This window comes from Prevotella bivia DSM 20514, assembly GCF_000262545.1.
In the GTDB taxonomy this organism is placed as follows: domain Bacteria; phylum Bacteroidota; class Bacteroidia; order Bacteroidales; family Bacteroidaceae; genus Prevotella; species Prevotella bivia.
The window spans coordinates 25,607-52,198 of record NZ_JH660659.1 but is presented as its reverse complement, the minus strand read 5'-3'; the positions used below and the strand labels follow the sequence as shown (position 1 = coordinate 52,198).

The 26,592-nt window shown below is 42.7% G+C and carries 29 protein-coding genes, 1 tRNA gene and 1 pseudogene; 6 read left to right on the top strand and 25 right to left on the bottom strand.

Annotated features, from left to right (window positions below):
• Positions 1–11 precede the first annotated feature (11 nt).
• The 3 genes from tsaE to PREBIDRAFT_RS00840 are packed head-to-tail and all read right to left on the bottom strand — an operon-like array spanning position 12 to position 2,120.
• Positions 12–422, bottom strand: a complete 411-nt coding sequence (gene tsaE, locus PREBIDRAFT_RS00850; RefSeq protein WP_004337200.1) for a tRNA (adenosine(37)-N6)-threonylcarbamoyltransferase complex ATPase subunit type 1 TsaE — start codon at positions 420–422, stop codon at positions 12–14.
• A 41-nt stretch (positions 423–463) separates the two neighbouring features.
• Positions 464–862, bottom strand: a complete 399-nt coding sequence (locus PREBIDRAFT_RS00845) for a hypothetical protein (RefSeq protein WP_004337198.1) — start codon at positions 860–862, stop codon at positions 464–466.
• 1 nt (position 863) lies between these two features.
• Entirely contained in the window at positions 864–2,120 is a 1,257-nt protein-coding gene (locus PREBIDRAFT_RS00840; protein WP_004337193.1) for a 3-phosphoshikimate 1-carboxyvinyltransferase, read from the bottom strand.
• A 248-nt stretch (positions 2,121–2,368) separates the two neighbouring features.
• On the opposite strand from PREBIDRAFT_RS00840, the gene PREBIDRAFT_RS00835 reads away from it, so the two are divergent.
• Both PREBIDRAFT_RS00835 and PREBIDRAFT_RS00830 read left to right on the top strand, forming a co-directional pair.
• Positions 2,369–2,443: transfer RNA gene (locus PREBIDRAFT_RS00835), tRNA-Pro, on the top strand.
• Positions 2,444–2,578: 135 nt separating this feature from the next.
• Positions 2,579–3,769, top strand: a complete 1,191-nt coding sequence (locus PREBIDRAFT_RS00830) for a tyrosine-type recombinase/integrase (RefSeq protein ID WP_004337191.1) — start codon at positions 2,579–2,581, stop codon at positions 3,767–3,769.
• 156 nt (positions 3,770–3,925) lie between these two features.
• Here the strand turns inward: PREBIDRAFT_RS00830 and PREBIDRAFT_RS00825 are convergent, their stop codons facing one another.
• Together PREBIDRAFT_RS00825 and tnpA (PREBIDRAFT_RS00820) are read right to left on the bottom strand one after the other, a co-directional pair.
• The gene (locus tag PREBIDRAFT_RS00825; protein WP_004338970.1) at positions 3,926–5,299 is read right to left on the bottom strand and encodes a hypothetical protein; all 1,374 of its coding nucleotides are present in this window, start codon (positions 5,297–5,299) and stop codon (positions 3,926–3,928) included.
• Positions 5,280–5,681 (bottom strand): IS200/IS605 family transposase, encoded by a 402-nt coding sequence (tnpA, locus tag PREBIDRAFT_RS00820; RefSeq protein ID WP_004338458.1) that lies wholly within the window; start codon positions 5,679–5,681, stop codon positions 5,280–5,282. Before tnpA (PREBIDRAFT_RS00820) ends, PREBIDRAFT_RS00825 begins: the two co-directional genes overlap by 20 nt.
• 70 nt (positions 5,682–5,751) lie before the next feature.
• Between tnpA (PREBIDRAFT_RS00820) and PREBIDRAFT_RS00815 the strand changes: the two genes are divergently transcribed.
• Positions 5,752–6,888 (top strand): RNA-guided endonuclease InsQ/TnpB family protein, encoded by a 1,137-nt coding sequence (locus PREBIDRAFT_RS00815; RefSeq protein ID WP_004338969.1) that lies wholly within the window; start codon positions 5,752–5,754, stop codon positions 6,886–6,888.
• 82 nt (positions 6,889–6,970) lie between these two features.
• Here PREBIDRAFT_RS00815 and PREBIDRAFT_RS00810 read toward each other — a convergent pair whose 3' ends face one another.
• Positions 6,971–7,759: a hypothetical protein gene (locus PREBIDRAFT_RS00810; protein WP_244864320.1), complete on the bottom strand. Its 789-nt coding sequence runs from the start codon at positions 7,757–7,759 to the stop codon at positions 6,971–6,973.
• Positions 7,760–7,855: 96 nt separating this feature from the next.
• Positions 7,856–8,992, bottom strand: coding sequence for an RNA-guided endonuclease InsQ/TnpB family protein (locus PREBIDRAFT_RS10875; RefSeq protein ID WP_004338968.1), 1,137 nt, complete (start codon positions 8,990–8,992; stop codon positions 7,856–7,858).
• Positions 8,993–9,062: 70 nt separating this feature from the next.
• Between PREBIDRAFT_RS10875 and tnpA (PREBIDRAFT_RS00800) the strand changes: the two genes are divergently transcribed.
• Positions 9,063–9,464, top strand: coding sequence for an IS200/IS605 family transposase (gene tnpA / locus PREBIDRAFT_RS00800; RefSeq protein WP_004338458.1), 402 nt, complete (start codon positions 9,063–9,065; stop codon positions 9,462–9,464).
• 16 nt (positions 9,465–9,480) lie between these two features.
• Here tnpA (PREBIDRAFT_RS00800) and PREBIDRAFT_RS00795 read toward each other — a convergent pair whose 3' ends face one another.
• The 12 genes and pseudogenes from PREBIDRAFT_RS00795 to PREBIDRAFT_RS00745 all read right to left on the bottom strand — a co-directional run.
• Positions 9,481–9,699: a hypothetical protein gene (locus PREBIDRAFT_RS00795; protein ID WP_036875420.1), complete on the bottom strand. Its 219-nt coding sequence runs from the start codon at positions 9,697–9,699 to the stop codon at positions 9,481–9,483.
• 18 nt (positions 9,700–9,717) lie between these two features.
• Entirely contained in the window at positions 9,718–12,420 is a 2,703-nt protein-coding gene (locus PREBIDRAFT_RS00790) for a hypothetical protein (RefSeq protein ID WP_004338381.1), read from the bottom strand.
• Between the two features lie 89 nt (positions 12,421–12,509).
• Positions 12,510–14,636 carry a hypothetical protein gene (locus PREBIDRAFT_RS00785; RefSeq protein ID WP_004338382.1) on the bottom strand — a complete coding sequence of 709 codons (2,127 nt, stop codon included), beginning with the start codon at positions 14,634–14,636 and terminating at the stop codon, positions 12,510–12,512.
• Positions 14,633–18,640: a coiled-coil domain-containing protein gene (locus tag PREBIDRAFT_RS00780; protein WP_004338383.1), complete on the bottom strand. Its 4,008-nt coding sequence runs from the start codon at positions 18,638–18,640 to the stop codon at positions 14,633–14,635. The genes PREBIDRAFT_RS00785 and PREBIDRAFT_RS00780 overlap by 4 nt, the downstream gene beginning before the upstream one ends.
• A 2-nt stretch (positions 18,641–18,642) precedes the next feature.
• A complete protein-coding gene (locus PREBIDRAFT_RS00775) occupies positions 18,643–19,071 on the bottom strand; it encodes a hypothetical protein (protein WP_004338384.1) in 429 nt (142 codons plus the stop codon).
• 68 nt (positions 19,072–19,139) lie between these two features.
• Complete coding sequence (locus tag PREBIDRAFT_RS11550; RefSeq protein WP_004338385.1) at positions 19,140–19,295, bottom strand: hypothetical protein; 156 nt, start codon at positions 19,293–19,295, stop codon at positions 19,140–19,142.
• A gap of 53 nt (positions 19,296–19,348) precedes the next feature.
• Positions 19,349–20,929, bottom strand: a complete 1,581-nt coding sequence (locus PREBIDRAFT_RS00770; RefSeq protein ID WP_004338386.1) for a DNA cytosine methyltransferase — start codon at positions 20,927–20,929, stop codon at positions 19,349–19,351.
• 133 nt (positions 20,930–21,062) lie between these two features.
• The gene (locus PREBIDRAFT_RS00765; protein ID WP_004338387.1) at positions 21,063–21,338 is read right to left on the bottom strand and encodes a hypothetical protein; all 276 of its coding nucleotides are present in this window, start codon (positions 21,336–21,338) and stop codon (positions 21,063–21,065) included.
• On the bottom strand, positions 21,331–21,612 hold the full coding sequence (locus tag PREBIDRAFT_RS00760) for a hypothetical protein (protein ID WP_004338388.1): 282 nt from the start codon (positions 21,610–21,612) through the stop codon (positions 21,331–21,333). The genes PREBIDRAFT_RS00765 and PREBIDRAFT_RS00760 overlap by 8 nt, the downstream gene beginning before the upstream one ends.
• Complete coding sequence (locus tag PREBIDRAFT_RS00755; RefSeq protein ID WP_244864319.1) at positions 21,609–21,905, bottom strand: hypothetical protein; 297 nt, start codon at positions 21,903–21,905, stop codon at positions 21,609–21,611. Before PREBIDRAFT_RS00755 ends, PREBIDRAFT_RS00760 begins: the two co-directional genes overlap by 4 nt.
• A gap of 65 nt (positions 21,906–21,970) precedes the next feature.
• Positions 21,971–22,282 (bottom strand): hypothetical protein, encoded by a 312-nt coding sequence (locus tag PREBIDRAFT_RS00750; protein ID WP_004338390.1) that lies wholly within the window; start codon positions 22,280–22,282, stop codon positions 21,971–21,973.
• A 371-nt stretch (positions 22,283–22,653) separates the two neighbouring features.
• Positions 22,654–22,980: pseudogene (locus tag PREBIDRAFT_RS00745) on the bottom strand (DUF2335 domain-containing protein); the annotation flags it as partial.
• A 99-nt stretch (positions 22,981–23,079) separates the two neighbouring features.
• Between PREBIDRAFT_RS00745 and PREBIDRAFT_RS00740 the strand changes: the two are divergent.
• Positions 23,080–23,466, top strand: a complete 387-nt coding sequence (locus tag PREBIDRAFT_RS00740) for an ISAon1 family transposase N-terminal region protein (protein ID WP_004338966.1) — start codon at positions 23,080–23,082, stop codon at positions 23,464–23,466.
• Positions 23,432–24,424, top strand: a complete 993-nt coding sequence (locus tag PREBIDRAFT_RS00735) for an ISAon1 family transposase (protein ID WP_004338965.1) — start codon at positions 23,432–23,434, stop codon at positions 24,422–24,424. Before PREBIDRAFT_RS00740 ends, PREBIDRAFT_RS00735 begins: the two co-directional genes overlap by 35 nt.
• A gap of 4 nt (positions 24,425–24,428) precedes the next feature.
• On the opposite strand, the gene PREBIDRAFT_RS11345 is transcribed toward PREBIDRAFT_RS00735, so the two are convergent.
• From PREBIDRAFT_RS11345 to PREBIDRAFT_RS00720, 6 genes are all read right to left on the bottom strand, one after another.
• Positions 24,429–24,605 carry a hypothetical protein gene (locus PREBIDRAFT_RS11345; protein ID WP_155122321.1) on the bottom strand — a complete coding sequence of 59 codons (177 nt, stop codon included), beginning with the start codon at positions 24,603–24,605 and terminating at the stop codon, positions 24,429–24,431.
• Complete coding sequence (locus PREBIDRAFT_RS00730; RefSeq protein ID WP_004337350.1) at positions 24,592–24,810, bottom strand: hypothetical protein; 219 nt, start codon at positions 24,808–24,810, stop codon at positions 24,592–24,594. Before PREBIDRAFT_RS00730 ends, PREBIDRAFT_RS11345 begins: the two co-directional genes overlap by 14 nt.
• Before the next feature lie 71 nt (positions 24,811–24,881).
• The gene (locus PREBIDRAFT_RS11340; RefSeq protein WP_155114394.1) at positions 24,882–25,031 is read right to left on the bottom strand and encodes a hypothetical protein; all 150 of its coding nucleotides are present in this window, start codon (positions 25,029–25,031) and stop codon (positions 24,882–24,884) included.
• Between the two features lie 192 nt (positions 25,032–25,223).
• Complete coding sequence (locus PREBIDRAFT_RS00725) at positions 25,224–25,499, bottom strand: DUF5053 domain-containing protein (protein WP_004337349.1); 276 nt, start codon at positions 25,497–25,499, stop codon at positions 25,224–25,226.
• A gap of 60 nt (positions 25,500–25,559) precedes the next feature.
• Complete coding sequence (locus PREBIDRAFT_RS11545) at positions 25,560–25,697, bottom strand: hypothetical protein (RefSeq protein ID WP_004338964.1); 138 nt, start codon at positions 25,695–25,697, stop codon at positions 25,560–25,562.
• 220 nt (positions 25,698–25,917) lie between these two features.
• Positions 25,918–26,175: a DUF5053 domain-containing protein gene (locus tag PREBIDRAFT_RS00720; RefSeq protein ID WP_004337347.1), complete on the bottom strand. Its 258-nt coding sequence runs from the start codon at positions 26,173–26,175 to the stop codon at positions 25,918–25,920.
• Positions 26,176–26,592: the final 417 nt, after the last annotated feature.

Sequence of the window (26,592 nt, the reverse complement as noted above, 5' to 3'; positions counted from 1 at the left end):
TGTAAACCTTTCTAAAACGTAATCCGCCTACAGCTACCTTCTGTTTCTTCTATTGTTACCTTTACAACATTCTCAGGAAGAAGATCCTCTATAAGCTCTGGCCATTCTAAGAAGCAGAGGTTACCACTATCAAAATAGTCGGCATATCCCATATCGTAAACCTCGTCTAATTTCTTAATTCTGTAGAAATCGAAGTGGTAAATAGGACTACCTTTACCATCAGTATATTCATTTACAATGGCAAAAGTAGGTGATGTAATAACATCCTCAACACCCAACTCTTCGCAAATGGCTTTAATAAAGGTTGTCTTACCTGCTCCCATCTTACCATAAAAGGCAAAAACATTATCTTTGCTAATAGCACTAATAAACAGCTTTGCTGCTTCGTTGATCTCTTCTAGCTTACTAATTTTTATTTCCATACTTTATTGCTTTCTTTTTATCATCTTTCCATATTTTATCTTCACCCATTAATAATGGTGATAAGCTCATCTTTTATTTGATTAGGAACATTGATACCTCTCACTACTAAGCTCCTATTCCAACCCTTAGCTTCATGAGGTTGCATCGTATAAAGAACCTTGGCAAATTCTTCAGCTTCCTCTACTGTATAGCTATCCGATGACCTACCTATGAACCTATCCAACTCTTCATCATCATAATATTCAGCTTGCTTGGTAGCTGCTTCCATCATACAGACCTGCTCGCAACTATCAGCAATACCAGTACATGTAGAGCAATCGCCCGAAGTGGGCTGTACCACATCAGACTCACCTTCTTGTTTCTTGCTAAGAAGCGTGATTACCCCTGCTGTTAAGCCTAAGCCCATCAACGCTACCACACCTATTATTATAATATTCATCTTAATCTCTATTCTCTATTCTAAAGCCTACACTTTTGAGATCTTCCCAAAAATGTGGATACGATTTTGTTACTACCAACGGATCATTAATAGTTATTTTCCCCAACTTTAAAGCAAGAGGGGCAAACGCCATTGCCATACGATGATCTTCGTAAGTCTCAATAACAGGGTCGTTTTCAGCCTCACAACGTTCACCATCCCAATACAGCTCGGCATCATTCTTATCGTGCAACACATATCCTAGCTTACGCATTTCAGTTTTCATTGCCATTATTCGGTCAGTTTCCTTTATTTTTAAACTAGCTAATCCCGTGAAGTGGAAAGGCATATTCAACAATGGGCATAGTGCTATAAACGTCTGTGCAAGATCAGGTTGATTGATAAAATCATACTCTAATCGCTTCAACATACAAGCATGCTTTGACAACTTCACTGCCGATTGATCACCGTCGCCATTATTTACAAAAGCAGTCTTAATACCTAATAACGAAAAAATATAACGCACAGAGGAGTCGCCTTGTCGCGAACCATCTCTCAGCCCAGGTAAGGTGAGCTTTGCTTCAGTGCCTTTATGCAGAGCTAGGATTTCATACCAATAATTTGAAGCAGTCCAATCATTTTCAATATAATAGTTATCTGCTTGATAATCTTGAGCAGGAACAGTAATAGTATCAACATCTGTCCATTCTACTCTCACTCCATATTCATGCATAATGTGTAGCGTGAGGTCGATATAAGGACGAGATACGATATTACCTATCAATCTCAATTCTAACCCCTCTTCAAAGATAGGGCCTACCATTAACAATGCTGAAATGTATTGCGAGCTTACATTCCCTGCTATATCTAAGTGCCCTCCCTTCAATCGTTGTCCCTGAATACAGAGAGGTGGAAATCCTTCCTCACCCTCATAAGTGATACTAGCACCAAGCGATCGCAAAGCACTCACAAGAACCCCTATTGGGCGATGCTTCATTCTTTCGCTGCCCGTTATTATATGCTCACCAGCCGTTACACTTAAAAAAGCAGTCATAAAGCGCATAGCCGTACCTGCCGCACCTACATCTATCACCTTTGGCATATCTTTCAATGCTTTTATGATAACATTAGTATCATCGCAATCGGAAAGATTATTAGGCGTTATCTTACTTTTTGACAACACATTAATGATAAGCGAACGATTACTGATACTCTTAGATGACGGCAAATTAATGCTAGCATCTATCGGTTCAGTAGGAGGTTTTATCGTATATTGCATGATATTTTGCTTCTTAAAATGGTGCCATTTTACTTATTCTATAATAGTATAAAATCCGTTTCTAATAGCTCTAATTATAACTTCTATAAAGATAATGCAAACGAGGGCAATACAAGCACGCTTGAATATTGCCGAGTGCAGACTTTTCTATACAAAGATACTATTTATATTTGAGTAGCGTTAAAAACAAAATGAAAAATTTGCTAATCCCACTATTTCTCATTAATTTTGCACAACAAAATCACGAGCGGGATGTAGTTCAGTAGGTTTAGAATGCTGGTCTGGGGGACCAGTGGTCGCAAGTTCGAGTCTTGTCATCCCGACAAAAACAAAGTTAAGCGATTGATTATTTGATACTTCCGTATGGTCGGGGGTGTTGAGGTCGGCGAAAAGTCGGTGAAGCTTGATTTTAGTTTAATACTAATTGTTCAATGGGGCATTTCAAACAAAGTTTAGAAATGCCTAAAAAAAGTTTTCCTTATCAGAGTGGAGCAACAGTTATCAATGAGATAATTGGATGGAAAATTCCGAAGTTTCATCAGGCTTCGGAATGTTATGTTTCTCTTTCTGCCTTTGACCCTGCAAGGGGTAAGTTTCATATTAAGAAGTTTATGCTTGGTCATATTAAAGGTAAGCGTAGTCAGCGTATATTCGGCGAAGCTCTTATCAAAAGACTCACAGAAAAACTACTGCAGGGATGGAATCCTTGGGTGGAGATAGAACAGCCTTTAGCATATTCTTCTTTCGATGATGTATGTAGGAAATATGAGGAATATTTATGGAAACTACTGAAAGAGCATAATATGAGAGAAGAGTCAGTGGTATCTTATATGAGTAGACTGAGGGTATTGAAGGAGTGGAAGGAAAAAGAGAAAGTAAACCTATTTTATTCTTATCAGTTTGACCATCGAATGGTGGGTCAGTTTTTGGATTATGTTTTTATAGATAGGAATAATACACTTCGTACGAGGAATAATTATTTATCTTGGTTAAAGACGTTTTGTAAGTATTTGGTGGAGCGTGGTTATGTTCCGAATGACCCTACTAAGAGTTATTCCGTGGTAAAGCGTAGGGAACAGATAAAGAATCGTGATGTAATTCCTAATGAAGTGTTAACCATAATACATTCTTGGTTATGGGAGCATAATAGGCATTATTTGTTGGCTTGTTATATGTTACATTATCTTTTTATTCGTCCTCGTGAGATGAGTTATATAAAGGTGGAGGACTTTAGTGTTAAACGGAAGACTTTGTTTTTACATGGTAACATAACAAAAAATCATCACGATGCAGTGCTTACAGTTCCTGATCATGTGTTACGACTGATGATTGATTTGAAAGTGTTTAATAATCCAGGAAGTTATTATTTGTTTGGTGATGATTTTATGCCTGGTGCGGAGCGTAGGAACGAGAAGTGTTTTAGAGATTATTGGAGTCGAGTGCTGCGTAAGGAGTTAAATCTTAGCGACCGTTATAAGTTATATTCACTCAAAGATACTGGTATAACGAATATGCTTCATGCGAACACAGATATTTTGACAGTGCGTGATCAGGCACGTCATTCTTCGATATTAATAACTGACATTTATACACCAAAGGATATAAAGGAGGCTAATAAGTTGTTGCTAAGTTATAAAGGAGTGCTGTAACCTATTTAATATTTAAAAAAATAGAATGGCATATATTACCGTCCTACTATCCATCTTTCCTACAAATTATTAAACAAACGCACTCCATGCATAACTAAGGCAAAAAGAGCATACTCTTAGCCATGCGAGGAATGCAGTGAGAGGGATATGGGGGCATTAGTTCTGCCACCCCCAATACCATAAATGGTTCACCGCATCGTAGACGAATTGGTGAATACGTGCACCGTTAATACTTCGCTCAGTACCACTATTTCTGCTTGAGAATCTATCTACTCCTTGAGTGTGTATCGTTAAGGAACAGTCCACCCCAGGTACAATATGCACCACTTGCCCATCTTCACAGTCTGATGGTAGATACCAATTAAGATAGCCAGTTGTTGCGGTGTTGACAAGGAAAGTATCCATTTTGTCGATGTAATACGTTCTTGCGCCAATACGGGCAACTTTTAGCCTGAATCCTTTGATAGTGCCAGCAGATATATATAGAGCAATGTTGTTATTTTCTGTTTCAAATCCTGACCCTTTCGAAGATAAGTATAATGCTATGTTATTATGGACATCATTATAACCGTTAGTTTCTTTAATATTATATTCAAACCGTGCGACTCCTCGTAACATAGATGTTGCAGGCAGAGCATCTCCTAAAGAAACATACTGTCCTTTATCATGATCACCCAGCCATATACTAGGAATAGTCCACCCTGAAAATATACTTGGTTCACCGTGTAATTTATAATCCCTTATATCAAGTCCCCCAATACGACCTTTATCAGCTTCAATTGTTCCTTTCACGTTAACATTCTCAAACGTAGCATTCTCTGCATCAATGGTTTGTGCCTTGATGCCCTCTGCAACGATTTTCTTCGCATCTATAAAGTTGGCATTGAGCTTTCCATTCTCAAATAGAGATGCTTCTTTATCGTTATTGGTAACTTTCACCTTGTTACCCATTAAGTTCACGCTATCAGATGTTATCTCTATCCCTGCTTTCTTTAATCCGTCTGTAACAAACAACCTAATCTTGTCCGATAACATTTTGAACATAGAGTAAGCCTTACTTAGCAACGAACCATCCTCTTTCACTGCTGTATCCGATACTATCGCTTCGATAGCCTTTTCATTAGCTTCAAACTTAGCATCATACACGTGGTTAGCGTTCACGTTGAAAGCTACACTACCTACACGAGTGTTACCCTTGTAAGTAGACGTGATATCCACTCTTCCGCTATATGCGCCCTTGGTAACGCTAGTAATAGTTAGCACACCATTAGCAAGTGTAGCCGTACAATTCACAGGAGTTATATTGTACTTCTCGGCTGTTACCTCTGTCTGTCCGTCATACAATCCCACCTTAGCCGTGTTCGCTGATAACACCTTTGTAAGAATTGCTCCGCTCTCATCGGTATCAAAGACTAGCTGACTAGGAATGACAGCTAAGGTAAGGGCGGGCGTACCGTCCTTACGATCGATAGCGGGAATGCCCACAGCCTTTAGGCGTGGGATGAAAGCGTTATTTCTTTTGATCTTCAATGTATCTCTTAATGGTTTCTTCTGATATGTGTCCAACACTTTCGCAGTAATAAGAACGAGACCAAAGTGTAGGCAATCTTGATTTTAACCAAGGCATCTCGTTCCTTAATAGGCGTGAGGTATAACCTTTGAATTGATTGACCACAAAATGCACAGCAAGCGTTGGTGGTGTTTTGATGAACAAATGCACATGGTCAGGCATAACTTCCATCTTAACAATTTCCACATCTATGGACTTGGCTTTTTCAAGCAACAGTTCTTTTAAGCGCTCGTCAACTCCACCTGTAAGCACTTTCCTACGATATTTAGGACACCAAATAACGTGATAACCAATATTGAATACGCAATGAGAGTTGTAATGGTATCTATTCTTTGTTGTCATTAAAATAGTATATTTTTTATTTGCAATGTAAGAATAATATTATATATTTGCAAGTAGCATAACTTAAAATATGATTTCACAAAAGTACAAACTATATAGAACCGACAAGACGAAGCACCTTGACAAGATGCTTCGTGAGGGTGCATTTGTGTGGAATCATACACTCGCTTTGCAAAAGCGGTACTATAAGTTATACCATAAGTATGCAAGCGTTGTTGATATGCAAAAGCACCTTGCTAAAAGATTCAAGTTTGCAAGACTTCACTCTCAGACAGTGCAAGAAATCATACAACGCCTTGATGTTGCTTATAAGCGTTTCTTTAACCATATTTCCAAGCGTCCGCCAAAATTTAAGAGGGCATCTGATTTCTGCTCGATAGTGTTCAAGCAAGGTGGATATTCATTGAATGGTAATGTTCTGACTGTGAACAAAATCAAGAAACGCTATAAGTTCTCATTGAGCAGAATATATGAAGGCAAGATTAAGCGACTGACGATTAAGCGCAACCATTTAGGAGAATACTTTATCGTTATGTGTATCGACAGAGAAGTCGAGAAATACGGAAAGACACACGATGGTGCATCCGTAGGCATCGACTTCGGATTGAAGAAATACATGACGTTAAGCAACGGGGTAGAGATAGACAATCCGCAATTCCTTAAATCTGACTTGGGTGAGCTTAGGTGTAAATCACGCAATCTTTCTAAATGTGCAAAAGGCTCAAACAACAGCAAGCGGAAAAGGCTTGAATTGGCTAGGCTGTACAACGATGTTTCCAACAAGAGATGTGATTTCCAATGGAAACTCGCCCACGAACTATGTCGCCAGTATGACAACATATTTATAGAGGACTTGAACCTCACAGGTATGTCGAGATGTTGGGGAAGGAAGATGAGCGACCTTGCGCATGGAGAATTTGTATTGAAGTTAGAGTATGTCGCATCCAAGTATGGTTGCACAGTACATAAGATTGATAGGTTTCACCCATCAAGCAGGCTTTGTATGTGTGGCTACAAGAATGATACGCTGACACTCAAAGACCGTGTGTGGACTTGCCCTGAATGTGGGGCAGTACATCAACGTGATTTGTTAGCGGCGAACAATATACTTCGGCAGGGCATTGCCGAATTGGGGAGTGGTAGTAAGTCGTCCAAGCATCAGCGAGGACGCAGCCACGTTAGTCACCCAAGAATCTCATCCCTTTAGGGGTGAGAGTATGTCAACGTGAATATTCTTTCTAACCGAGAATGTCTTTTGTGCTAATACCATACGCTAGTCCTCCCCTAGGTTAGTTTAGTTCCACCGTGAAAGCCTGCGTACCGCTCAACAAGTCAGCGTATGCAATTGCCAGCTCATAGCGTGCCTGTTGTGCGTTGAGTGTACACTCTTTTTTACCTTGTGTTCCCCACGTGGTATCCATAGCATTGTTGGCAGCAAATCGCCACACGAACATCTTATGCGCCTGAAGAAAAGCAGCATTCGTAACGTAGGTAGCACCCTGACGGATTTTAAACCAATGTGCCAACGTACCGCCTATGTCCACGCTGTCGCCATTGGGCTGAAATACATCTATCTCATAAGGGTCGCTACCGTCATAGAGCGTACCAATAGCAAACACTTCCTTTTGCGCTGTGGCACTACCCGCATCGGCATCTTTGATAACACACTTAAAGATACCCACATTCGTAACTGCCGAAGCAGGTACGGTGATTTCGTTAGAGGTAACCCCCGTGATACCCTGTGCTGTGCTTGCATTCAGTTCCACCCACGAGCCACCTCTCAACATCATCCACTTGTAGGTAACATCTGTCTTATCAATATCGCCACCACGCATAAGATCACAGTGCAGCTTCAATGATGCTGTCGAGTTGTCGAACGTGTCGCCTTGTGGCATATACATACTTGCAAGAATGTTCATACCCGCATTCTCCACCTTGGTGATATCAATAGATGCCGTTATAGGTGCGGTAATCTTACTTGTTGGGTCGGTATAAGTCGCTTCACAAGTTATCTTCAAGCCTGTACAATCGGTAAGGTTGGTAGCCAACTTCTTAGCCGAACTACTCGCAACATCCACTAGCTTTGTAGCCGATGCCGTGCCGTCCTGCTTTGTTAATGTCCACTTAAACCCGCTAACATTAGCGATTTGATCGCCCTTGACATACTCTCACCCCTAAAGGGATGAGATTCTTGGGTGACTAACGTGGCTGCGTCCTCGCTGATGCTTGGACGACTTACTACCACTCCCCAATTCGGCAATGCCCTGCCGAAGTATATTGTTCGCCGCTAACAAATCACGTTGATGTACTGCCCCACATTCAGGGCAAGTCCACACACGGTCTTTGAGTGTCAGCGTATCATTCTTGTAGCCACACATACAAAGCCTGCTTGATGGGTGAAACCTATCAATCTTATGTACTGTGCAACCATACTTGGATGCGACATACTCTAACTTCAATACAAATTCTCCATGCGCAAGGTCGCTCATCTTCCTTCCCCAACATCTCGACATACCTGTGAGGTTCAAGTCCTCTATAAATATGTTGTCATACTGGCGACATAGTTCGTGGGCGAGTTTCCATTGGAAATCACATCTCTTGTTGGAAACATCGTTGTACAGCCTAGCCAATTCAAGCCTTTTCCGCTTGCTGTTGTTTGAGCCTTTTGCACATTTAGAAAGATTGCGTGATTTACGCCTAAGCTCACCCAAGTCAGATTTAAGGAATTGCGGATTGTCTATCTCTACCCCGTTGCTTAACGTCATGTATTTCTTCAATCCGAAGTCGATGCCTACGGATGCACCATCGTGTGTCTTTCCGTATTTCTCGACTTCTCTGTCGATACACATAACGATGAAGTATTCTCCTAAATGGTTGCGCTTAATCGTCAGTCGCTTAATCTTGCCTTCATATATTCTGCTCAATGAGAACTTATAGCGTTTCTTGATTTTGTTCACAGTCAGAACATTACCATTCAATGAATATCCACCTTGCTTGAACACTATCGAGCAGAAATCAGATACCCTCTTGAATTTTGGCGGACGCTTGGAAATATGGTTAAAGAAACGCTTATAAGCAACATCAAGGCGTTGTATGATTTCTTGCACTGTCTGAGAGTGAAGTCTTGCAAACTTGAATCTTTTAGCAAGGTGCTTTTGCATATCAACAACGCTTGCATACTTATGGTATAACTTATAGTACCGCTTTTGCAAAGCGAGTGTATGATTCCACACAAATGCACCCTCACGAAGCATCTTGTCAAGGTGCTTCGTCTTGTCGGTTCTATATAGTTTGTACTTTTGTGAAATCATATTTTAAGTTATGCTACTTGCAAATATATAATATTATTCTTACATTGCAAATAAAAAATATACTATTTTAATGACAACAAAGAATAGATACCATTACAACTCTCATTGCGTATTCAATATTGGTTATCACGTTATTTGGTGTCCTAAATATCGTAGGAAAGTGCTTACAGGTGGAGTTGACGAGCGCTTAAAAGAACTGTTGCTTGAAAAAGCCAAGTCCATAGATGTGGAAATTGTTAAGATGGAAGTTATGCCTGACCATGTGCATTTGTTCATCAAAACACCACCAACGCTTGCTGTGCATTTTGTGGTCAATCAATTCAAAGGTTATACCTCACGCCTATTAAGGAACGAGATGCCTTGGTTAAAATCAAGATTGCCTACACTTTGGTCTCGTTCTTATTACTGCGAAAGTGTTGGACACATATCAGAAGAAACCATTAAGAGATACATTGAAGATCAAAAGAAATAACGCTTTCATCCCACGCCTAAAGGCTGTGGGCATTCCCGCTATCGATCGTAAGTCCACTTACCAGCAACATCGGTGTAATGGTAAGATTCTGCTTTGTGTAGTCGGGCGCAAAACTCTTTGCATCGCGCGAATAAATCTGTGTTAAAGCCTTATCCACCTTTAGCGTAAAGGTGAGTGTCTTACCATTGATAATCTTTTTGACCGTAAAGGTCTTTTGTGCTAATACATTTGCCATTGTTTCTATTTTTTTTAATTAAAAAGTTCTACTTGCTAATACATCGTTACCGTCGGCACTTAAAAACGCACAGATAAACGAGGTATCCCCCTTTAAGTCATCGTAAGTTACCGATAGCGTATTACCTATATTCTCGTGCGCCCCATTCCAAGCCGTATCACCAGCCGAATACTCGCTTACCCTCGTCCAACGAAAGCGAGTAGTGGGCAGCGTGTCTGTCGTTTCAATATCATTCTCCCATACGTGCAGCTCAAAGGTAGCCCTCCAATCCGTCTGTCCCTCCGTAAAAGCTGCACTACCAGCCGAGGAGAAACCCTCCACCCTTAGCCCACTGCCACCCTTAGCAGCATAGATACCCCATGCTGCAGATTGATCGCTAGGTTCATCAGTTGTATCCATGAGACATATCCTTGTACTTCCGTTATAGGTATAAGTCTCATATCGGTGTGCTTTCGTTCCAGGCTTCCAATCGCCCATATATAGCACATTAGGCACTTCCGCACCACTCTCGCTAATCCATTTCAAGCTATTAGAGCGTAAGAACACTTGCCCAGCACTTAGATAAAATACGGCATTATCGGCAATGGAGTAATTGAAACTAGAGATAGACCTATATCCCGCACTGACAGGAGAACCACCGCTAGTGGTCTGCATAATCACATTCATACGATTGGCAGTAGTAGCCGTATCTATGCCGTGTGCAAGATCCCACACTGCATTATGCCCGAACTGCACCACGCTATCGCCAGCTTGTGGCGCATCTGTGCGCTTGTCGTCATAGTAAGGTGTTTCGTTAGAAAGAATAATATAAGCTTCTTCGCTGTCGGTCTTATCCTTAACATCGGCTACCACACGCCAATAAGTGCGATTAGCAGCATCTTTCGTCAATCCTTGGCGAAGATTAGAAGTTTGGCAGAAAGCCTGATCACCGGCAGCCCAAGTATTAAATATTTGTGTAGTGCCGTCATCTGTTTTGAGGTGGCACTTCCACGCTACCACCTTACCTTCAGTAAGTATTGGGATAGCATCTAGCAATACGCTAGCAGCATTGCTCTGCATCTGATCGCCACTAATACCAATCATACGCCTAACCTCCAACTCGTGGAAAGCAGCTCTCACCATTGCTTCAAAGAAATCTACTTGTATATGGCTTTTGCCCATGTGGTCTAACCACAACCTCCAACCAGCCCCACCTATACCTTCAGAGAAAGCATTACTCCCAAGACTGCCATGAACGGTAAGATTTCCTCCAATGGTAAGGTCGTGGCTAGTAGAGTCGTTGCGGTCTTTTCTCAGGATAGCATCCCAATCGGTGCTTTTCGGAGCAAGGTTGTTAGCTATCGTAGCCTTATCCGCCATTCCCGCTGCTATTTTCTCCGTTCCTAAAAGAAGATATTTTCCAAACCTATTCAGCGCATCAAGCACAGAGATATTGGTATGCGTATGACCAAAAGCTCCATCTCCCTTATATGCCGCAGTTATGGTCTCTTTGAGAAATGCAATAATAGCATCCGCGGTTGTTACCCCCCATGACTCAGCATAAGGGTTCTGCACGGGGAAGAGTGCCCCACCACTCAGTTGTAGCTTTTGGAACTCAACTAAGCGTGGGGCGATGGTAAAAGACCCAACATCGGGTACTTTAATATTGAGTTCAGAAAGTGTCTCAGAGAGCGGATTGCGTGGTAGGTTGAGATAAGGTCTGGCATCAGCATACTTATAAGTGAAACTATAGCTAGACGGTAGTTCCTTCACTTCATAATTGACATCGCTCTCCGTTACTACAATGCGCCGTATATACGCATTAACATAGATATACTTGCCCAGCGACGGAAAGAAATCAAGTAACCACTGCCGTTCCTGCTTAGATAGTAATCCTGTATTTTTCTTAAATTCCCTCGCCGTATCAACACGATATTCCAGCGCATCGTTCTCTATCTCCGCAATATTATGCGTATGCTTTGCCGTATTTTCAGCATCGCCATAAGCACGGAACGTATCAATACCCCCGAGCGAGTTTTCAAACAAGATCCACTGTTCCTGTTCGCTCTTGATATCAGAAGCATAGTACCGCTGCTTATAGGTGAGCCTGACACCCATGGTATTTTCTATCCAAACATCATAAAACGATGGCATCTTTTTAATTTTCTCCGCAATGATAGCATACTGTACGGGGATTGTCCACACACTGTCTTTAGGGAGATTAGCCAATAGCAAGTCGGTAGTACCGTACTGCCCATTGTTGTCAACAAAGGCTTGACACTTAGCCACCACATCTTCGGTGGCATAATAAGTTAAGAATTCAGGTGTATAATAAGTAACGGGCTTTATGGATGGTTGCCATGTAAGAAAGTTCTCTTTCAGGAAATTGGTAGGCGAGTCAGCCAAATGGTCGACCCCTGCCCTCATAACCCTAAATGTATAAACGAGTTTATTCTCCTGATCATCCTTTTCCGCTATTTCTACCTTAAACGAACGTGCTATGAGTTCCTGCTTATACGGTTCTTTCTCCTCTTTAAGTATGAAAGTTAATAGCGGAGCAATAATTTTTTCGACATCAATATCCACCCTATTCTTCTTATTGGGCGTATAAGCATGCTGCACGACTATAGAGTCTCCCTGCTCAAGCCTTAATACAAAGGAGATTTCTTTATTCGTCGCAATAACGAAGTGATTGATATTGCCAGTGAATGACAAACTATCAGGTCTTAATATAATATCCATAAACGAAGATATGTGAAAGTATTAAGCACAAAAATAATTACAAGCACACAGAAGAGAAAGGACATACTCTCTTATTATGGCAACGCTACCTAGTCACAATTAGGCACAAGCTCCAACCATACTGTAGTGCGTGTAAACTCCCATTCCGAGTGATGCCAAAAAGAGCTATCCCTAAGCATTTTCGAGGTGAAGGAGGTTTGTAACCCATATTTTTCCCCCACGAACTCCTTAGACGGTAATGGGGGATAAATTGTAACGAAGGTGCGATCCTTATCTATCCCCGAAGTCTCGTAAGCCTCTCTTGATACCTGCTCCTGCGTTACTTTAGGCACCCACTTGTATTCAGCCACCATATTAACAAGAATATCCTGTATTTTTGGAGCTTCGGTAATGGGCTCCATTAATGATATGGTCTTAAACTCCGACTCAATGGGTTCGTTCTTCCCACCGAGTGTAAACTTTAGCTTATTAAAAAAGAGCGGTGTACCTCTGATAACTATCTTAGCCACAGCGGGTAAGTTTTGCTTCTGCGATAGCGACAGTAACAATTTCACCTTCATGTCGTGTAACGAATTGCGAAGCATGAGATCGTAAGGACGATAAAACTTCTCGTAGATGCCCTCAGGACCATTATAATAGAGTGCGTAATCGAATAATTTAATATGATTATCACCATAAGCCACCCAATAGGGCGAAATGGTACCTCTAGTTAGGCTAAAATCATAATAAGTGAAAGCCAGCATTGTGTTTTGCTTCACCGGCTTTTCGGATGTCTCCTCCTTATCGCTACCTGTAACTACCATTTTCGAGTTAACCGCAATGTAATTCCCCACATACAAGAGTTTTCCCAATTCGGTAGTACGCTTCTTCCCCTGCACGTTTGTTTTAACTGTTAACATTCTAAACTCAGGGATGAGTTCTGGTATCTTTATTTCCTTTGGCTCTAAATGTTCACCTGTATTATAGTCTTGTGCCGCTTCCCCAATTTTCGTGATGACCTCATACGCGCCCGAGAAGCCCACCTTATAGAAAGTACCCTCTGCGGGATTGAACAATGCGCCAGGGTTAGCATAATACATACTCTTTAGGTCATCGTAAGAATCAGTAGACTCGGCATCGAGCTTATCAGCAGCTTGCAGGATAATTCTTTGGTAATCCTTTTCCGACTTATAGATAACTGTAGGTTCTTCTGTAACACAGTCCGTAAGATCCTCTGAAGGCACGTTCTGGAGAGCCTCCCTTAAAAATACTACCTTTACCTCACGGCTTCCCTCATCGGCAGAGAACTCACAGCAGAACTTCTTGCGAAAAACATCTAAAAAATCGAAACAAGTTACATCAGGTACAAGGTCAGCCACTTTTATTTTACCATTGACCAAAACATCGATAACATTATTAAGTACTGCCATATTATCAAAAGGCTCGGTAATAGAAAAGAAATTGTCTTGCAACGTGTATCCAAAATACTTGAAGATACGTTGTAGCAGATAATTAGCACGAATAAAGGGCGATATGTAGTAACCAGGCTTTAACCTAATGGGGATATTGTTGACATATTCCGTACGCTCTACAGCATTATAGAAGTCGCAAAACGGTCCACCCACATGAGGAATGAAAGCATAAACAGGGGCTCCTTTTTCCTCTTTTATTTTAAAACCTTCGGTTAGCACAAATCGCGGCTCGTACTGTACAGCTCCTTCCCGTCCAAAAGCATTAATGATTTTGTAATTATAAGCGTTAGCACCTCCAGAGTCGTCGGTAACGAGGATGGGGAAAATGGTAAACTTATCGTTGGTATTATCGAGGAGCTTACGACAGAACTCTATGCCCTGCTCCACGGTATTAACCCCAGGAATAAACTCACCTTTAAATACCTCCTTGAGCTTAATGTTTTGTATCTTCGAGTAAAAAGAACCATTATTGATGTAAAAAGACGTAGCAATATTGCCCTTATATTGTGCCGATAGTACCATTTGTCGGCATTGTGCAAAGTATTCCCCATCTTGGATAGTTACATCAATGAGTTGTGCTTTTCGCCTTTGTGCCAGCGTATCGGGAAAATTGAGCAATCGCCTATTGTGATCAGAGGCAGGAAGCTCCAGCGGAGTTGATTGCTCGCCATAGTCATTGAAGAACGGATTGGTACGTTCAATTTGTATTTGGGTATCAGGCTTGAGGTTGTAGTCCTCGCCCTTTTCGAGATTCGTTATTCTCATGATTTACTTCCGTATTTACGCGCTTTATCGCGCAGTTGTTGTTTCTGTTCAAGCTCGTTTAGTGCCACGCTAGCAGCGATGCCGTTGGTGGAGATATTATCGAGAACATCAGTAAGGCGTTTGATGAGCGAGTCCTTAAAGGAGTCCTGGACAATACCACGCACATCATTGGTGGTAGGAATAATGTGTCCCCCCGAGGCACGCCCCGAGGCTTGCTGTATGAGGAACTTATTCATATCGAGGGTGCGTATCTTACCTGCACGCTGGGCGCGGTCGATAATGTCGATGATAGGGGCTACGGTAGGGTTCTCGACGGCTGCATTCGATGCCACCCACTCCTTGCTATGACCATAGCCACCCTCGCCAACGATGACCGTAGGCTTGTTGATAAACCCTCGGCGGTCGGGGTCGTAGGCAGCGTGGAAGAGCTTGCCATCCTGCTCTCGCTCAATGTCTATGCTACCGCCCGACTCCAAACCAGTGGCGACACGTGCGCCCGAAGCAGAGGCTGAGCCACCAGCACCATTCAAACTCATTCGCTTCACTTTCTGACGTTCGGCGTTGGCTGCTGCAAGCTGTGCCACACCAGTGACACCCATCAGGGCTGCTGCGATAGGACCAGCGATAGGACCGAGTTCACCAAGAGCCTTCATAATGGAAACAGCCGTATCGGCAATAATCTGTGATGCCTTGATGGCAAAGTTCATATCGGCATACTTCTTCTGTATCTTCAGCTTCTCATTGGCTTTCTTCTTCTCGATGTCAGTAGTGTCCTTACCTGCGTTTCGTGCAGCCTCTATCTCGGCATCGTACTTGGCGTCGACATTCGCCATCTCGGCATCCTGAAGCGCCTTGACCGCACCACCTGCAAGATTAGCGTAGTAATCGAAAGCCTCTTTTGCCTTCTGTATCTTGAGGTTCTTGACGGCTTCTTCGTATTCCTGCTGTGAGATTTCCTTGTTCTGCAAGTGGAGCTGAAGCATCTCAAGCTCGGCGTTGTAGAGTTCCTGCTGGGTGGCAAGTCCGTACTGCTGACGTATCTGTAGGCGATGCTCCTCTGCCTCTCGGTCGAGGTTAGCAAGGGCTTGTTGATGCTCTTGTTCCGTAAGTAATCCTTTTGCGTGGTCGTCATTTATCTTCTGTTGGCGTGCCGCAAGCTGGTCCTCGAAAGTGTCAAGACCATATTCTTGGCGAGCCTGTGCCTTTTGCTGCTCAAACTCTTTTATCTTGGCGAGTTGCTTATCATTGTACTCCGACAAGATATTGAGGCGAGCCTGCTGGTAGGCAGCGTCAACGGCAGACTCGTCCTCTCCGCTTTGCTGCGCCAGCTGTAAAGCCGTGTCATAGAGCCCACGGAGGACTTCGAGTATGGCATCGCGTTCCTGTTCCAGGGTTAAGGTTTGCTGAACCTTGCCCTGGTCTATGAGCTGCGTCATTACGGCTTGATACTTCTCTTCGGCAGCGATGCGTGTCTCTTCAAGTTTCTGCTGGGCTTGGGCAACATTCTTACTCTGACCCGTTTCGAGTTCCTTCTTCTTGGCGGCATCCTTGAAAGCCATCTGCGTGGACTTGGTGTAATAGTTCTGCTCAATAGTAAGGAGGTTGGTAGCGTGCTGCGTGTTGAGCGCAGAGATATAGACGTCGTATTGCTCCTGTGAGATTTTCTTCTGGGCAAGCGACATATTGAGGTTGTTTACATCCTTTTGATAAGCGGCATTGGCTGCGTCGAGCGAACTTTGTCGGGATTTTGAAAAATTACGGGATGCTATATCATCGGGGTCTTTCTCCTTTTTCTCTTTCTTTACTTTTTCAGCCTTAGATGAGTTAGGTTTTTCTTTCTCTATTATTTTTTCTTCTAAGTCGATTTGTTGTTGCTTCGCTAACTTGCGTATGGCTTCAATACGGGCATTGCCATCCGATATATATTTCGTTTCTTCTTCTATACGTTTATCATTATAAAGAACTAACTTTTGGAAAGCCAAAATTTGATCTTCCGTATCTCTACTTATTTCTTGAATGAGTTTACCTGTTTTCTTATCAAAGATACCTTGCTTCATAGTAACATTTCCACCTCGACTGGCATGAATATCAAAAGTGCGAATCTCACGATCGTCATTCATGCCTAAAGCACGGAGCTTGTTAATGGCGTAGTTACGATTTCCTTTTCTGTTTTCAAGTAGCAGATTGTGATTTAGCTGATTACCAGTAATGCTCCCAATCTTACCTATCATAGCTTGTGCCATAGCTGCTTTCATAAGGTTCTTTGTATAGTCCTTGATGGCAGAGGTATTATTGTTTATCAATTTTCCCTCTGTTGTGAGCTGTGCATGATAGGATGGGATAATCCTCTTTAATTCGTCCAAAGCCTTAATTCGCTTTGCATTTGTTTCTGTGTTATCATTAATCGTCTTTGTGAGCATATCAATCTTCGACTTCTGTGATGTTACTGAGTCGTTAACAGCCCTCTTGATAGAAAGCTGGTCGGAAACAATTTGTTTTGATACGTTACTGGACATGGAAGCAAGACGTTTTTGTGTTTCCTCTAAACGCTTTGTTATTACATCTGCTTTCGATGTTCGGGCTATATAAGTACCGATAGCAACAGCTGCAGCAGCAATAGCTGTGGCAAGTAGCATCATTACGTTAGCCTTACAGGTAGCATTAAACAGGCGCATGGCAGCATTGGCGCGTGTAGTAGAACTGGTAATGGCAATAAAAAGGAGTTGTAAACCTTTAAAAGTACTTGTAATGGTTGCCCATCCAGCAACGATAGCTTTTGAAAGAGCCATGTTTGAAATGAATGCCTTGAAGCTGGTATTCAATGCTGTCATAGACACAACAAGGCCAACCATAGCAACAGTGAGGGATATAGTAGCGGTGCGATGCTGGGCAAAGAACTTGATAATATCGAGCAGCCCTATCTTAATTCTACCATAAACTCCCTCTACAAGCTCGTCATATTCCAATAAAGCCTTACCCACCTCATATTGTTTGTTTTGTAGGCGTACAGCTGCCTGTGCTGCACGGTCGGCGGCAGAAATATATCTGGGGCCAGCTTCCGACAAAGACTTCTCTACAATAGAAGCTACTCCACGCATAAAGTCTCCTGTTTCTTTGGTCTTTTCGCTGATTTCGGCAGCAGAAAGTCCAAGGTTGTCAAGAATTATGGGAGACTGGCGACCAAGACCTGTAACGAGGGAGTCTACCATATAATCCAGAGACTGACCCGTCTGTTGGGCTTTAAGCTGGGCGAAGGATAAGTACTTGCCAAGGTCTTCGAGTGGGATGCGGAAGTCCTTGGCCTTGACAGCAGCCTTCATTAGCTCTATATCTCCAACGGTTCCCTTGGTGGCGGTACGGAGTTGGTTTAATAATTCTGGGTTTCCAAACTGGCTAAAGGCATGAGTAATACCATCGGCAGAACGAGCCATCTCTACACCCTCGTTGGTAAGTTCTCGCACAGAATCACGTAATTCTCCCAGTTTACTACCGAACAATTCCAAAGCCTTATAGCCCACTTGACCGTAAAAGAAGTTATTAACTCCATCGCTTGCAGCCAATTCGGTAAACGACTTGGCATTTTGTCGAAGTTCAGCTATTCTACCATTGACATGGCTTAACTGATCCTCCAGTTTTTTATACTCTCCTGGATTGAGGGATTTAGAAACATTGTCGAGCTCGCGCTGGAGTTCCTTCGACTGTTTACGAAGCTGAGACATCGTCATAGTGGTTACATCAAGGGAACTACGGAGCTTTCTCATTTTATCCTCGTTATCCTTGATTTGCTTGCTATAGGACTTGCACTCTTCGCTTAACCTTTTATACTGTGCAGAGTTTTTTTGCCCTGTAGCCTCCAACTCTATCATTGCTTTGCGCCGTGCACTCTCCTCACGACGGAGTTGTGCCGTGGATTTACCAAGACTGTGAAGTTCCTGCTGTGCCTTGGAAGAATCGGCAGAGATAACGTATTTTATCTCATCCTCAGAAAGATGTTTTGATGCCATAATTATTTTGCTTTGAAATATGATTTGCTATCAGTGTCGAAAATATCCTTGAGTTCCTTGTTAATGCTTTTGCGCACTTCGTCCGTAAAACCAAAAGAAAGTTCGGGGAATGTCTCACGGTAAAGCACTCCCCATACAACACGGTTATAAAGAGCAAAGTTGCTGCGCTTATATTTTGCCACACGATCCTTCCTGATGCGATAAGCCATATCAAGAAAACGAAGATAGGGAAGAACACGAACAAAGAATTTACGCTGAAAGCCTTGGCTTTCGGCTGAAAAGTTATGGGCAGAAAGAGAGGTGAGAAGACGCCCTGTGCGTAACTGAAAGTTGTTACGAACCACCTGCTCCTGTGTGGAATAAATTTTGTGTATGCCACGAGTGATGGTCTGATGAACAAACTGCTCGCGGATAAGAGTTTCTGTTACCATATTTACCTATATTATATAAGGCAAAGATAGTAACAGAATAGATAAGAAAAAAGGACAGGAATGTGTGACTATTCCTTTCCGAAGAGTAATAGGTAAACAGGTATACCAATCAATGGCGTAAGCAAAGATACCAATAGGAACCATGCTAACCGTATCATGAATATACGGTTCATAGGAATAGTAATAATCGCTATAATAGTAGATATAATAAATATCAGTTCCATATTACTTATGTTTAAGTAATGCAAATATAAATTTTTATTAGGAATAACGCAAGTTATTCTTCGAAAATCTCCGCCTCTATTGCCCTGAATAATTCAAGGACAACTTGCGGAACCATAGAGTTGCCGAGGGCTTTTATTGACTCCTGTCGCCATCTTGTGAAAGGAATGGTAAGACGAGATATATCAAAGGGTAGCCCATCATTTCCTCTACAAATAGGGGAGACAGTTGGGAAGTCCCTCCACCAATCTTGTGGGCAATCTGCTCCGCCAAGTTGCTCTGCGCCGCGTTCTTCTTGCGATGCGCCTTGAGGTTGTCCATCGTCATTATGGCACGCATCCCGTCGCTCGCCCTTGGGGTCAGCAGCCAGTCGCATTTGCGGAACATCTCGGGCAATCCCTTCTGCTTGGAGTTCACGCCCCTCTTCTTGAAGTCCTGGGCACAGGGTGTCGGCAGGAGTTGAACCGTCCTTGCAAGACCGAGGCTGAAATTCGTTGTCGGGGTTACCTTGCGCAGAGTCCCTGAGGGTGTCTGTACTATTCTGTCGTTCTTGCCGAGGACTGCCCCCATCGTCGCATCTGCGGCACTCGGTGTCGGCAACATCCCATTGATAGCCATCGCTGTCAGCCCTGACCCCATCTGACTGTCGGGGTTGTATGTCGTAGCCCATTTCGTTGCCTCGGAGGCATTCGGGGTCGGCAGTATCCCGTGAAAGTTGATGAAGTCCATCAGACCGTTGGGTCGTTGCTCGCCGTTGGCTCTGCTGTCCATCGTCTTCCCTCCCTTCTCCTTCAGTGCCTTGATGCGCTTGCTGTGTTGTATCTCCACCGCTAAGGGCGTAGGGAGCAGACCGAGGGAAAGGAACCTCTGTTTGCTGTTCTCGCATACCTTTAGCCCTTGTGTTACTGGCGTGGGAAGAATATCGGAGTAGACCACTTGGCTCAGTAGGCTGTTGTACTTCGTTCCGTTCTTGTAGCCGTTGCGCTTCGCCCTCGCCCTCATCGACGCTGGGTCCTCGCAGAACTCCATCGTGCAGGGTGTCAATAGTAGGTGTGGGAACATTCCTTCTTGCGACGAACCACACTCGGTCTCGTTGGTGGGGCGCACCGACGGCACAAGCCGGAATAACAAACGGCTGGACGGAGTATCCTTCACGCTCAAGGTCTGAGCAGACTGTTTCGATGACGAACTGCTGTTCTTTCTTGTAAATGTCGTCGTTCTCGTCGAAGAGAGAGGTTGTGCTTCCCACCTTAACCTCTTCGCTGGGCTGTACCATCGAGAGGATACCAGCAACGTTCTCACCAATGACGAAAGTGGGCTGTATCTGCCTGATGACTCGTAACATCTCAGGCCAGAGGTAGCGGTCATCGTCCGCTCCAAGTCGCTGCCCTGCTGAGCTGAAAGGTTGGCAAGGAAAGCCTCCCGTGAGAATGTCAATTTGTCCTTGCCACTTTGAGAAATCTGTTGTCTTGATGTTTTCATAATTGATGGAGTTTGGAAACCAGTAGCTGAGGATTGTGTTGCAGAACTCGTTGATCTCGCAGTGAAAAACATTTTGCCACCCAAGCCATAAGGCTGCGAGTTCGGGTGCCCCAATACCGCTGAAGAGCGAAGCGTGTCTGATTATTTGTCTCATTCATTTTACCTGTTTGTTTGTCAATGGCAAATTTATGTACTTCTTTTTGGGTTGTAAAGGACACCTCGTCTCACGACGAAGTGCCCTGACAAACAAACATCCAAATGAATGGATGCTTTGACAAAAAAGAAAATTATCGCTCACGGAACATCCACTTGAACTCTAAGCCGTGCGCCCCGGGGCGGTTGCAGAAATTGAAACCTGCATCGATAAGGGCGGAGAACACTTGCTCGGGGCTGACCTTAGCAGAGGGGTCGATGCCACGAATGGCATCGACAACCTCGGCGGTGGAGAAGAAATGGGTGGCTTCGCCTGGTGCGAAAGCAGGGCGGTAGGTAGTGGAGAGAGCTGCCACATAAATGCTGATGTCGGTAATGGGCTGCTCAGGGTTTTCTTTCTTATTATTCATTGTCTGGAATATTTAGGGTTTGACGATCGTCGGCTTCGCCTGAGGGGTCTACCGAGGTGAGGAATGTGCCGAAGTCCTTACGCAGGGCGCGCAAGGTGTCGAGGAATGTGAGGGCTGCCTCGGGCTTGATGTTGTGGGCATCGCGCCACTGATCGATAAGGAAGTCCTCGATGGCCTGAAGACGCTCGGTGCGCTCATAGATGTAACCAGGGTCGAGCATCGCCTCAAGGGTAGCGGTGGCTTCCTCGCTCAGATGAATGAGAGTGGTTTTCATTGTGCGCCTCCTTCCTTTAAGCGGTTACTAATATCGCTGAACTTGCAGGAATTCAGGTCGTACTCCATAATGGAACGTGCAGGAGTGAACCTCATTCGGAGTAAGCTGTCTCCACTATTGCGATGCGAGTACACATAGATGCCGCCTGTATCTTCTTCGCTAAAGGAATTATACACCTCGACAAAAGCCGTACTGCCTTCGGGTTTTGACCGCTCAAGGCTTTTCTTGAGACAGTCGGTGAAAATCTGAAACTCATTATAGTCAAGAAACACCACACTATCAAATTTTGCCATCAGTTCTGCAACCGGTTGCATATACGACGGAAGTGTGGTTTTGATAGTAAGGTCGAAAACATAAATCATCGTTTACCTCCTTTTTTATCTGTTTTGTTGATACGATAGACGAGCCAGCCTGCGCAGAGGGCGGAGGTGATGGCAACGAGTGGACGCTGCTCGACGGCGATGGCGGTGAGCATGAGGCACAAAGATACGGCATTGACACGAAGCACCAAACGACGGGTTACGGGGAACTCGGCGATACGGCTGTAAAACTCGCTCTTCTGGTCGAGCCAAAGATTAATAGACTTGATTTTGCGCTGTATCGTAGCACGTACGTTGATGGCTGGGCGAGTAGTTTGCGCCTGAGCTTCAAAATTGATTGTCTGTTGCATGTTGCACATTGTTTAGCATTGCCTGGATCCGCCAGGTACGGATACAGAAAAAAGCGGATGCTCTTCCTGTCGCTAAACAATGTGTCTTACACCAACAAGGGCAAATTCACTGGAAGGCATCCGCCAATATCGAAAGTCGTAGCCGAGGCTACAATATGGGCATAAAAATAAGCCCATCGAAATTCTAATAAGTTCGGGGCTTGATGTTCATCTCGCCCTTATTTGTGTATTACTACACATTGTTTAGCGGTTGCAAAGATAGGTAGAAGTTTTGTAACTGCCAAATAAAAGCGCAATTATTTTTGCGTGGGGCAAAAAAAGGCGAAAACTTTATTGCTTTCACCTTTTGCCTCATTATCTAATGTCTCTTTTTAGTTTTCCTTGCGCTCATCTTTCTGTGCTTCTGAAAGATTATCTTTATCGGGCTCTTTTCGTAGTACAAATATAGTTCCCACAGTGGCAATAATGGCGACCATTGAACCAGCCAGCCAATCGTGCCCATTCATGCCAAGAAAAACACTTCCAGCAAGGCATACTAACACTATAACGGCTCCAATGACCTGTCCGTACTTGCTTTCCTTAAGCCCTGCATCAACGATTTTTGTCTCGGTGTTTATTCTGTGTTCCAACTGTTTTTCCGCCATTCTCAAGATACGCTCAGGTGCATCAGGCAGCACTACTTTGTAGGCATTAAAGTCTTCGGGTGCGGGAAGAGGACCTCTGAAAGACTTATGGGCTCAGTAGAAATTTAGTGGGGGATATTTTCATAATTGTTTTATTTTTCTTTCCTTTGTATTATGGAAGAGAAATATCTTTATCAGTTAGCCGAGTTAGTTCTTCCCAGCGAAGTCCTTCGGTATTTTTCAATAGTTAGGATAGAAAAGGATTCTACCTTGTTTCGTATTTATTTAGATGAGAAGATGGAAACGGAACTTCTCAATGACCTCCATTTTGAATCAAAGGGTTTTATGGCAGTAGTTGATATAACGGACTTTCCTATTCGTGATCACAAAGTAATCCTTTCCTTTCGCCGTCGTCGCTGGGTTGATACTCGTACAGGTAAAAGCTTCTCCTTGCCCTTACCCATAGATCTTACTTCCTCTGGAACTCGTTATAGTAAAGAGTTCGGAGATTTTTTAAAAGAAACGTATGGAGACATCCCCCGTGACCTGCCGTACGCTTGAGGATTTTTATCATATAAATGGACATACTTTTGAGAAACAATACAAGGAAACTTTAAGTGGTTATAGGGGTTGGGAACAGTTATCCCATGCTGATAAATGGGTGTTGTTTCCTGAGAATATAGGTAAGTTTCTTGCCATTGACGAGGTAGCTCTCTCAAATGGTGAATTATATACCCTCGTTACTAATCGTGATAAACACGGTAAAGAAGGCTGTTTGGTAGCTATTGTAGCAGGTACAAAATCAGATGAAGTCTGTAAGATATTAGATAAAATAGATGAACAACAAAGAGAACAAGTAGAAGAAGTTACTTTAGATTTATCTGATACAATGCGTAAAATTGTACATCATTGTTTTCCTAAAGCTCAAAGAGTTATTGATAGATTTCATATCCAAAAGTTAGCCTGTGATGCAGTACAACAGATAAGAATAGATTATAGATGGGATGCAATACAGGAAGCCACTGATGATATGGAAAATGCTAAATTAGAGGGTAAAAAATACGAACCATTTATTTATGAAAATGGAGATACGCGTAAAGAGTTATTGGCAAGGAGTAGGTATTTACTATTTAAGTCTGCTGATAAATGGACTACAACACAAAAGCAGAGAGCTAAAATATTATTTAGAGAATACCCCAAACTCAAGATAGCGTATGGACTATGTCATTCGTTAAGGATGATTTTTGCTAAAAATACTATTAAAGATGCTGCAAGACTAAGCATGGCTAAGTGGTATAATAAGGTAGAAGAAGCTGGATTTCATTCCTTTAATGTGATTGCTGCAACATTCTATGAACATTATAATGATATACTCAATTTCTATAATAACAGAGCTTCAAATGCGGCAGCAGAATCGTTTAACTCAAAAATAAAATTATTCAGAGCCAATCTAAGAGGAGTTACGGATAAAAAATTCTTTATTTTTAGATTAAGTAAACTATATGGATATCCCCACTAAATTTCTACTGACCCGACTTATGCTCTTCCATTGCACAGATTGCTCTGGCTATGATTTGTCGTTTTTCCGGTTCAATGGATTCAAGAACTTTATTTAAGTTTACAATTTCTGCCTGCTCGTTCTTGTCTATATTAGGCGTTTTTTCGGGCAGCACTTTTGCATTTTTATTATTTTGCTTCATAAGCCTTCATTGCTTTCCTAATATCATTGCCTATCGTACGCCAATCATTACGCATATCTTCTGTATTGCTGCCGAATATGTAGCCTCTGAATTTCATTGTCCCTAAAATATTTGTAAGCGAAATAACTCCGCTTCTATCATTCAATTGCTCACTGATGATATGAACAGATATCTTTCGGGATGGTTTATAAACTTTTATATTCATACACTTTAATAGTAATGACGACTATAATTACAGATGTGTTGAGCGTCAGTTTCTATAAATAAATGTCTCATTTATAATATGATGCGTAACGAGAAATCTTCAGGCTTCATATTGCGTAGTTTCTCCACCTGAGTGCGCTTGTTGGCTCTCAGTTCGTCAATAACCCTCCTTACTTCGGGAGTGGCATTGATAATGGTAACGGGAGTTTTCTTATAAGCCATAATTACGATAATACTATAAATGTTTCGGTGCAAATATAGAGATAATTAGCGTAAAAAACAAGACTTTACGCAATTATTTTTGCGTGGCGCAACTTTTTTTTAACGTTACGCAAATAATAAAAAGCCCCCTTGCTTGGTGCAAGAGGGCTAAGATGCGCCACCAGCCTGATGGCGACTTCGTGTTCAAATCGGCTATATAGTAGCAGCCGGGGCTGGAATACTATCGGCAGCTCGACGGATGCGGTTGCTAAGGTCTACAAGCGCACCACGAAGTTGCTGGGCTTCTTCAGGTGTGAAACCTCCGACACCACCGTTTCCGTCGATGCCATACATCTTATGCTGGAACCAAGGCACAGACTTCTCGAAGTAAGTGCGTGAGATTTCACGCCATGACACACTAAGATATATATCACTCATACGGTTCTTCATATCGGTGATTTTGTCTGCTTTCTGTACTGCTATTTCCATAATCTTGTAATTTTAGTTTTACCTTATAAGTGGCTCTCCCCAAAGGGAGAACCTTTTGTTTTAATCTTTTGGCATATCCGTTAGTCGGTCGAAGATGTCCTGTGCATAAATAAGGAGCTGTGGATAACCGTTTGGATAGCTGTCGCAATAATTTCTGATTGCCTGAATGAGGTCTTGTTCTTCGGAGGTAACCTGCATTTTGATTTTTCTTGTTTCATACTATATATTTATTTGAACAATACAAAGGTACTACTTTTTTTGGATAGTAACTAAATTTTATACTATCTTTTTTGATAGTAAAATGTATTTTTAACATTTGAAGCAAAAAAGCCCCCTTGCTTGGTGCAAGAGGGCTAAGATGCGCCACCAGCCCACGTGGCGACTTGGTGTTCAAATCGGTCAATATAGAAACCGAGGCTTAGTGTATGCCGTCAGCGGCTCGGCGGATGCGGTCGGCAAGGTCGGCAAGCGCACCACGAAGTATTAACTTCTCTGCCTCGCTAAACTCTGTGGGCTTCTTGTTGCCGTCGATGCCATCAAGTTTGTGGTAGAGCCAAGAACCTGATTTGCCGAAATAACGCTTTGCGAGATCTGACCATGAGATGGAAATCAGCAAGTCGCTCATTTGGGCTTTCATTGTGTCCGCCTGTGTTCTCTTTAATGTCATTGTTGCCATAGCTGTATCCTTTCTTTAATAACCCCTCCTCCGAAGAGGAGAGGCTTGTTTGTTTTAATCTTCGTTGCTTTCGAGCCATTCTACAAAGAGACGTTCAAGATAGTATCTTAACTCGGGGTCTCCGTTTGGATAACTCTTGCGGTAGTTACACCCTGTCTCAATCATATCCAACTAGATTTCTGTGAATGCTAATTTTTTGTCTTCATATTCTATATTTGTTTTATTGAACAATACTAAGATAATACTTTTATCCGTACTACACAAGCATTTCAGTACTTTTATTTGTACTGAAATAAAGTTTTAACATTTGAAGCAAAAAGCCGTAGCAGTTTGGGGGCTGCTACGGCTACTTTAACTTCTTATATTTTCTAAAGCATTTTTCAGCATAGAAATAACCGTCTTTAAATTGGGAACGAC

What these genes read in the sequence shown, in the direction of transcription:
- tsaE (WP_004337200.1), bottom strand. Translation starts at nt 422, where the DNA reads ATGGAAATAAAAATTAGTAAGCTAGAAGAGATCAACGAAGCAGCAAAG.
- PREBIDRAFT_RS00845 (WP_004337198.1), bottom strand. Translation starts at nt 862, where the DNA reads ATGAATATTATAATAATAGGTGTGGTAGCGTTGATGGGCTTAGGCTTA.
- PREBIDRAFT_RS00840 (WP_004337193.1), bottom strand. Translation starts at nt 2,120, where the DNA reads ATGCAATATACGATAAAACCTCCTACTGAACCGATAGATGCTAGCATT.
- PREBIDRAFT_RS00830 (WP_004337191.1), top strand. Translation starts at nt 2,579, where the DNA reads ATGCCTAAAAAAAGTTTTCCTTATCAGAGTGGAGCAACAGTTATCAAT.
- tnpA (WP_004338458.1), bottom strand. Translation starts at nt 5,681, where the DNA reads ATGACAACAAAGAATAGATACCATTACAACTCTCATTGCGTATTCAAT.
- PREBIDRAFT_RS00815 (WP_004338969.1), top strand. Translation starts at nt 5,752, where the DNA reads ATGATTTCACAAAAGTACAAACTATATAGAACCGACAAGACGAAGCAC.
- PREBIDRAFT_RS10875 (WP_004338968.1), bottom strand. Translation starts at nt 8,992, where the DNA reads ATGATTTCACAAAAGTACAAACTATATAGAACCGACAAGACGAAGCAC.
- tnpA (WP_004338458.1), top strand. Translation starts at nt 9,063, where the DNA reads ATGACAACAAAGAATAGATACCATTACAACTCTCATTGCGTATTCAAT.
- PREBIDRAFT_RS00795 (WP_036875420.1), bottom strand. Translation starts at nt 9,699, where the DNA reads ATGGCAAATGTATTAGCACAAAAGACCTTTACGGTCAAAAAGATTATC.
- PREBIDRAFT_RS00790 (WP_004338381.1), bottom strand. Translation starts at nt 12,420, where the DNA reads ATGGATATTATATTAAGACCTGATAGTTTGTCATTCACTGGCAATATC.
- PREBIDRAFT_RS00785 (WP_004338382.1), bottom strand. Translation starts at nt 14,636, where the DNA reads ATGAGAATAACGAATCTCGAAAAGGGCGAGGACTACAACCTCAAGCCT.
- PREBIDRAFT_RS00780 (WP_004338383.1), bottom strand. Translation starts at nt 18,640, where the DNA reads ATGGCATCAAAACATCTTTCTGAGGATGAGATAAAATACGTTATCTCT.
- PREBIDRAFT_RS00775 (WP_004338384.1), bottom strand. Translation starts at nt 19,071, where the DNA reads ATGGTAACAGAAACTCTTATCCGCGAGCAGTTTGTTCATCAGACCATC.
- PREBIDRAFT_RS11550 (WP_004338385.1), bottom strand. Translation starts at nt 19,295, where the DNA reads ATGGAACTGATATTTATTATATCTACTATTATAGCGATTATTACTATT.
- PREBIDRAFT_RS00770 (WP_004338386.1), bottom strand. Translation starts at nt 20,929, where the DNA reads ATGAGACAAATAATCAGACACGCTTCGCTCTTCAGCGGTATTGGGGCA.
- PREBIDRAFT_RS00765 (WP_004338387.1), bottom strand. Translation starts at nt 21,338, where the DNA reads ATGAATAATAAGAAAGAAAACCCTGAGCAGCCCATTACCGACATCAGC.
- PREBIDRAFT_RS00760 (WP_004338388.1), bottom strand. Translation starts at nt 21,612, where the DNA reads ATGAAAACCACTCTCATTCATCTGAGCGAGGAAGCCACCGCTACCCTT.
- PREBIDRAFT_RS00755 (WP_244864319.1), bottom strand. Translation starts at nt 21,905, where the DNA reads ATGGCAAAATTTGATAGTGTGGTGTTTCTTGACTATAATGAGTTTCAG.
- PREBIDRAFT_RS00750 (WP_004338390.1), bottom strand. Translation starts at nt 22,282, where the DNA reads ATGCAACAGACAATCAATTTTGAAGCTCAGGCGCAAACTACTCGCCCA.
- PREBIDRAFT_RS00740 (WP_004338966.1), top strand. Translation starts at nt 23,080, where the DNA reads ATGGAAGAGAAATATCTTTATCAGTTAGCCGAGTTAGTTCTTCCCAGC.
- PREBIDRAFT_RS00735 (WP_004338965.1), top strand. Translation starts at nt 23,432, where the DNA reads ATGGAGACATCCCCCGTGACCTGCCGTACGCTTGAGGATTTTTATCAT.
- PREBIDRAFT_RS11345 (WP_155122321.1), bottom strand. Translation starts at nt 24,605, where the DNA reads ATGAAGCAAAATAATAAAAATGCAAAAGTGCTGCCCGAAAAAACGCCT.
- PREBIDRAFT_RS00730 (WP_004337350.1), bottom strand. Translation starts at nt 24,810, where the DNA reads ATGAATATAAAAGTTTATAAACCATCCCGAAAGATATCTGTTCATATC.
- PREBIDRAFT_RS11340 (WP_155114394.1), bottom strand. Translation starts at nt 25,031, where the DNA reads ATGGCTTATAAGAAAACTCCCGTTACCATTATCAATGCCACTCCCGAA.
- PREBIDRAFT_RS00725 (WP_004337349.1), bottom strand. Translation starts at nt 25,499, where the DNA reads ATGGAAATAGCAGTACAGAAAGCAGACAAAATCACCGATATGAAGAAC.
- PREBIDRAFT_RS11545 (WP_004338964.1), bottom strand. Translation starts at nt 25,697, where the DNA reads ATGCAGGTTACCTCCGAAGAACAAGACCTCATTCAGGCAATCAGAAAT.
- PREBIDRAFT_RS00720 (WP_004337347.1), bottom strand. Translation starts at nt 26,175, where the DNA reads ATGGCAACAATGACATTAAAGAGAACACAGGCGGACACAATGAAAGCC.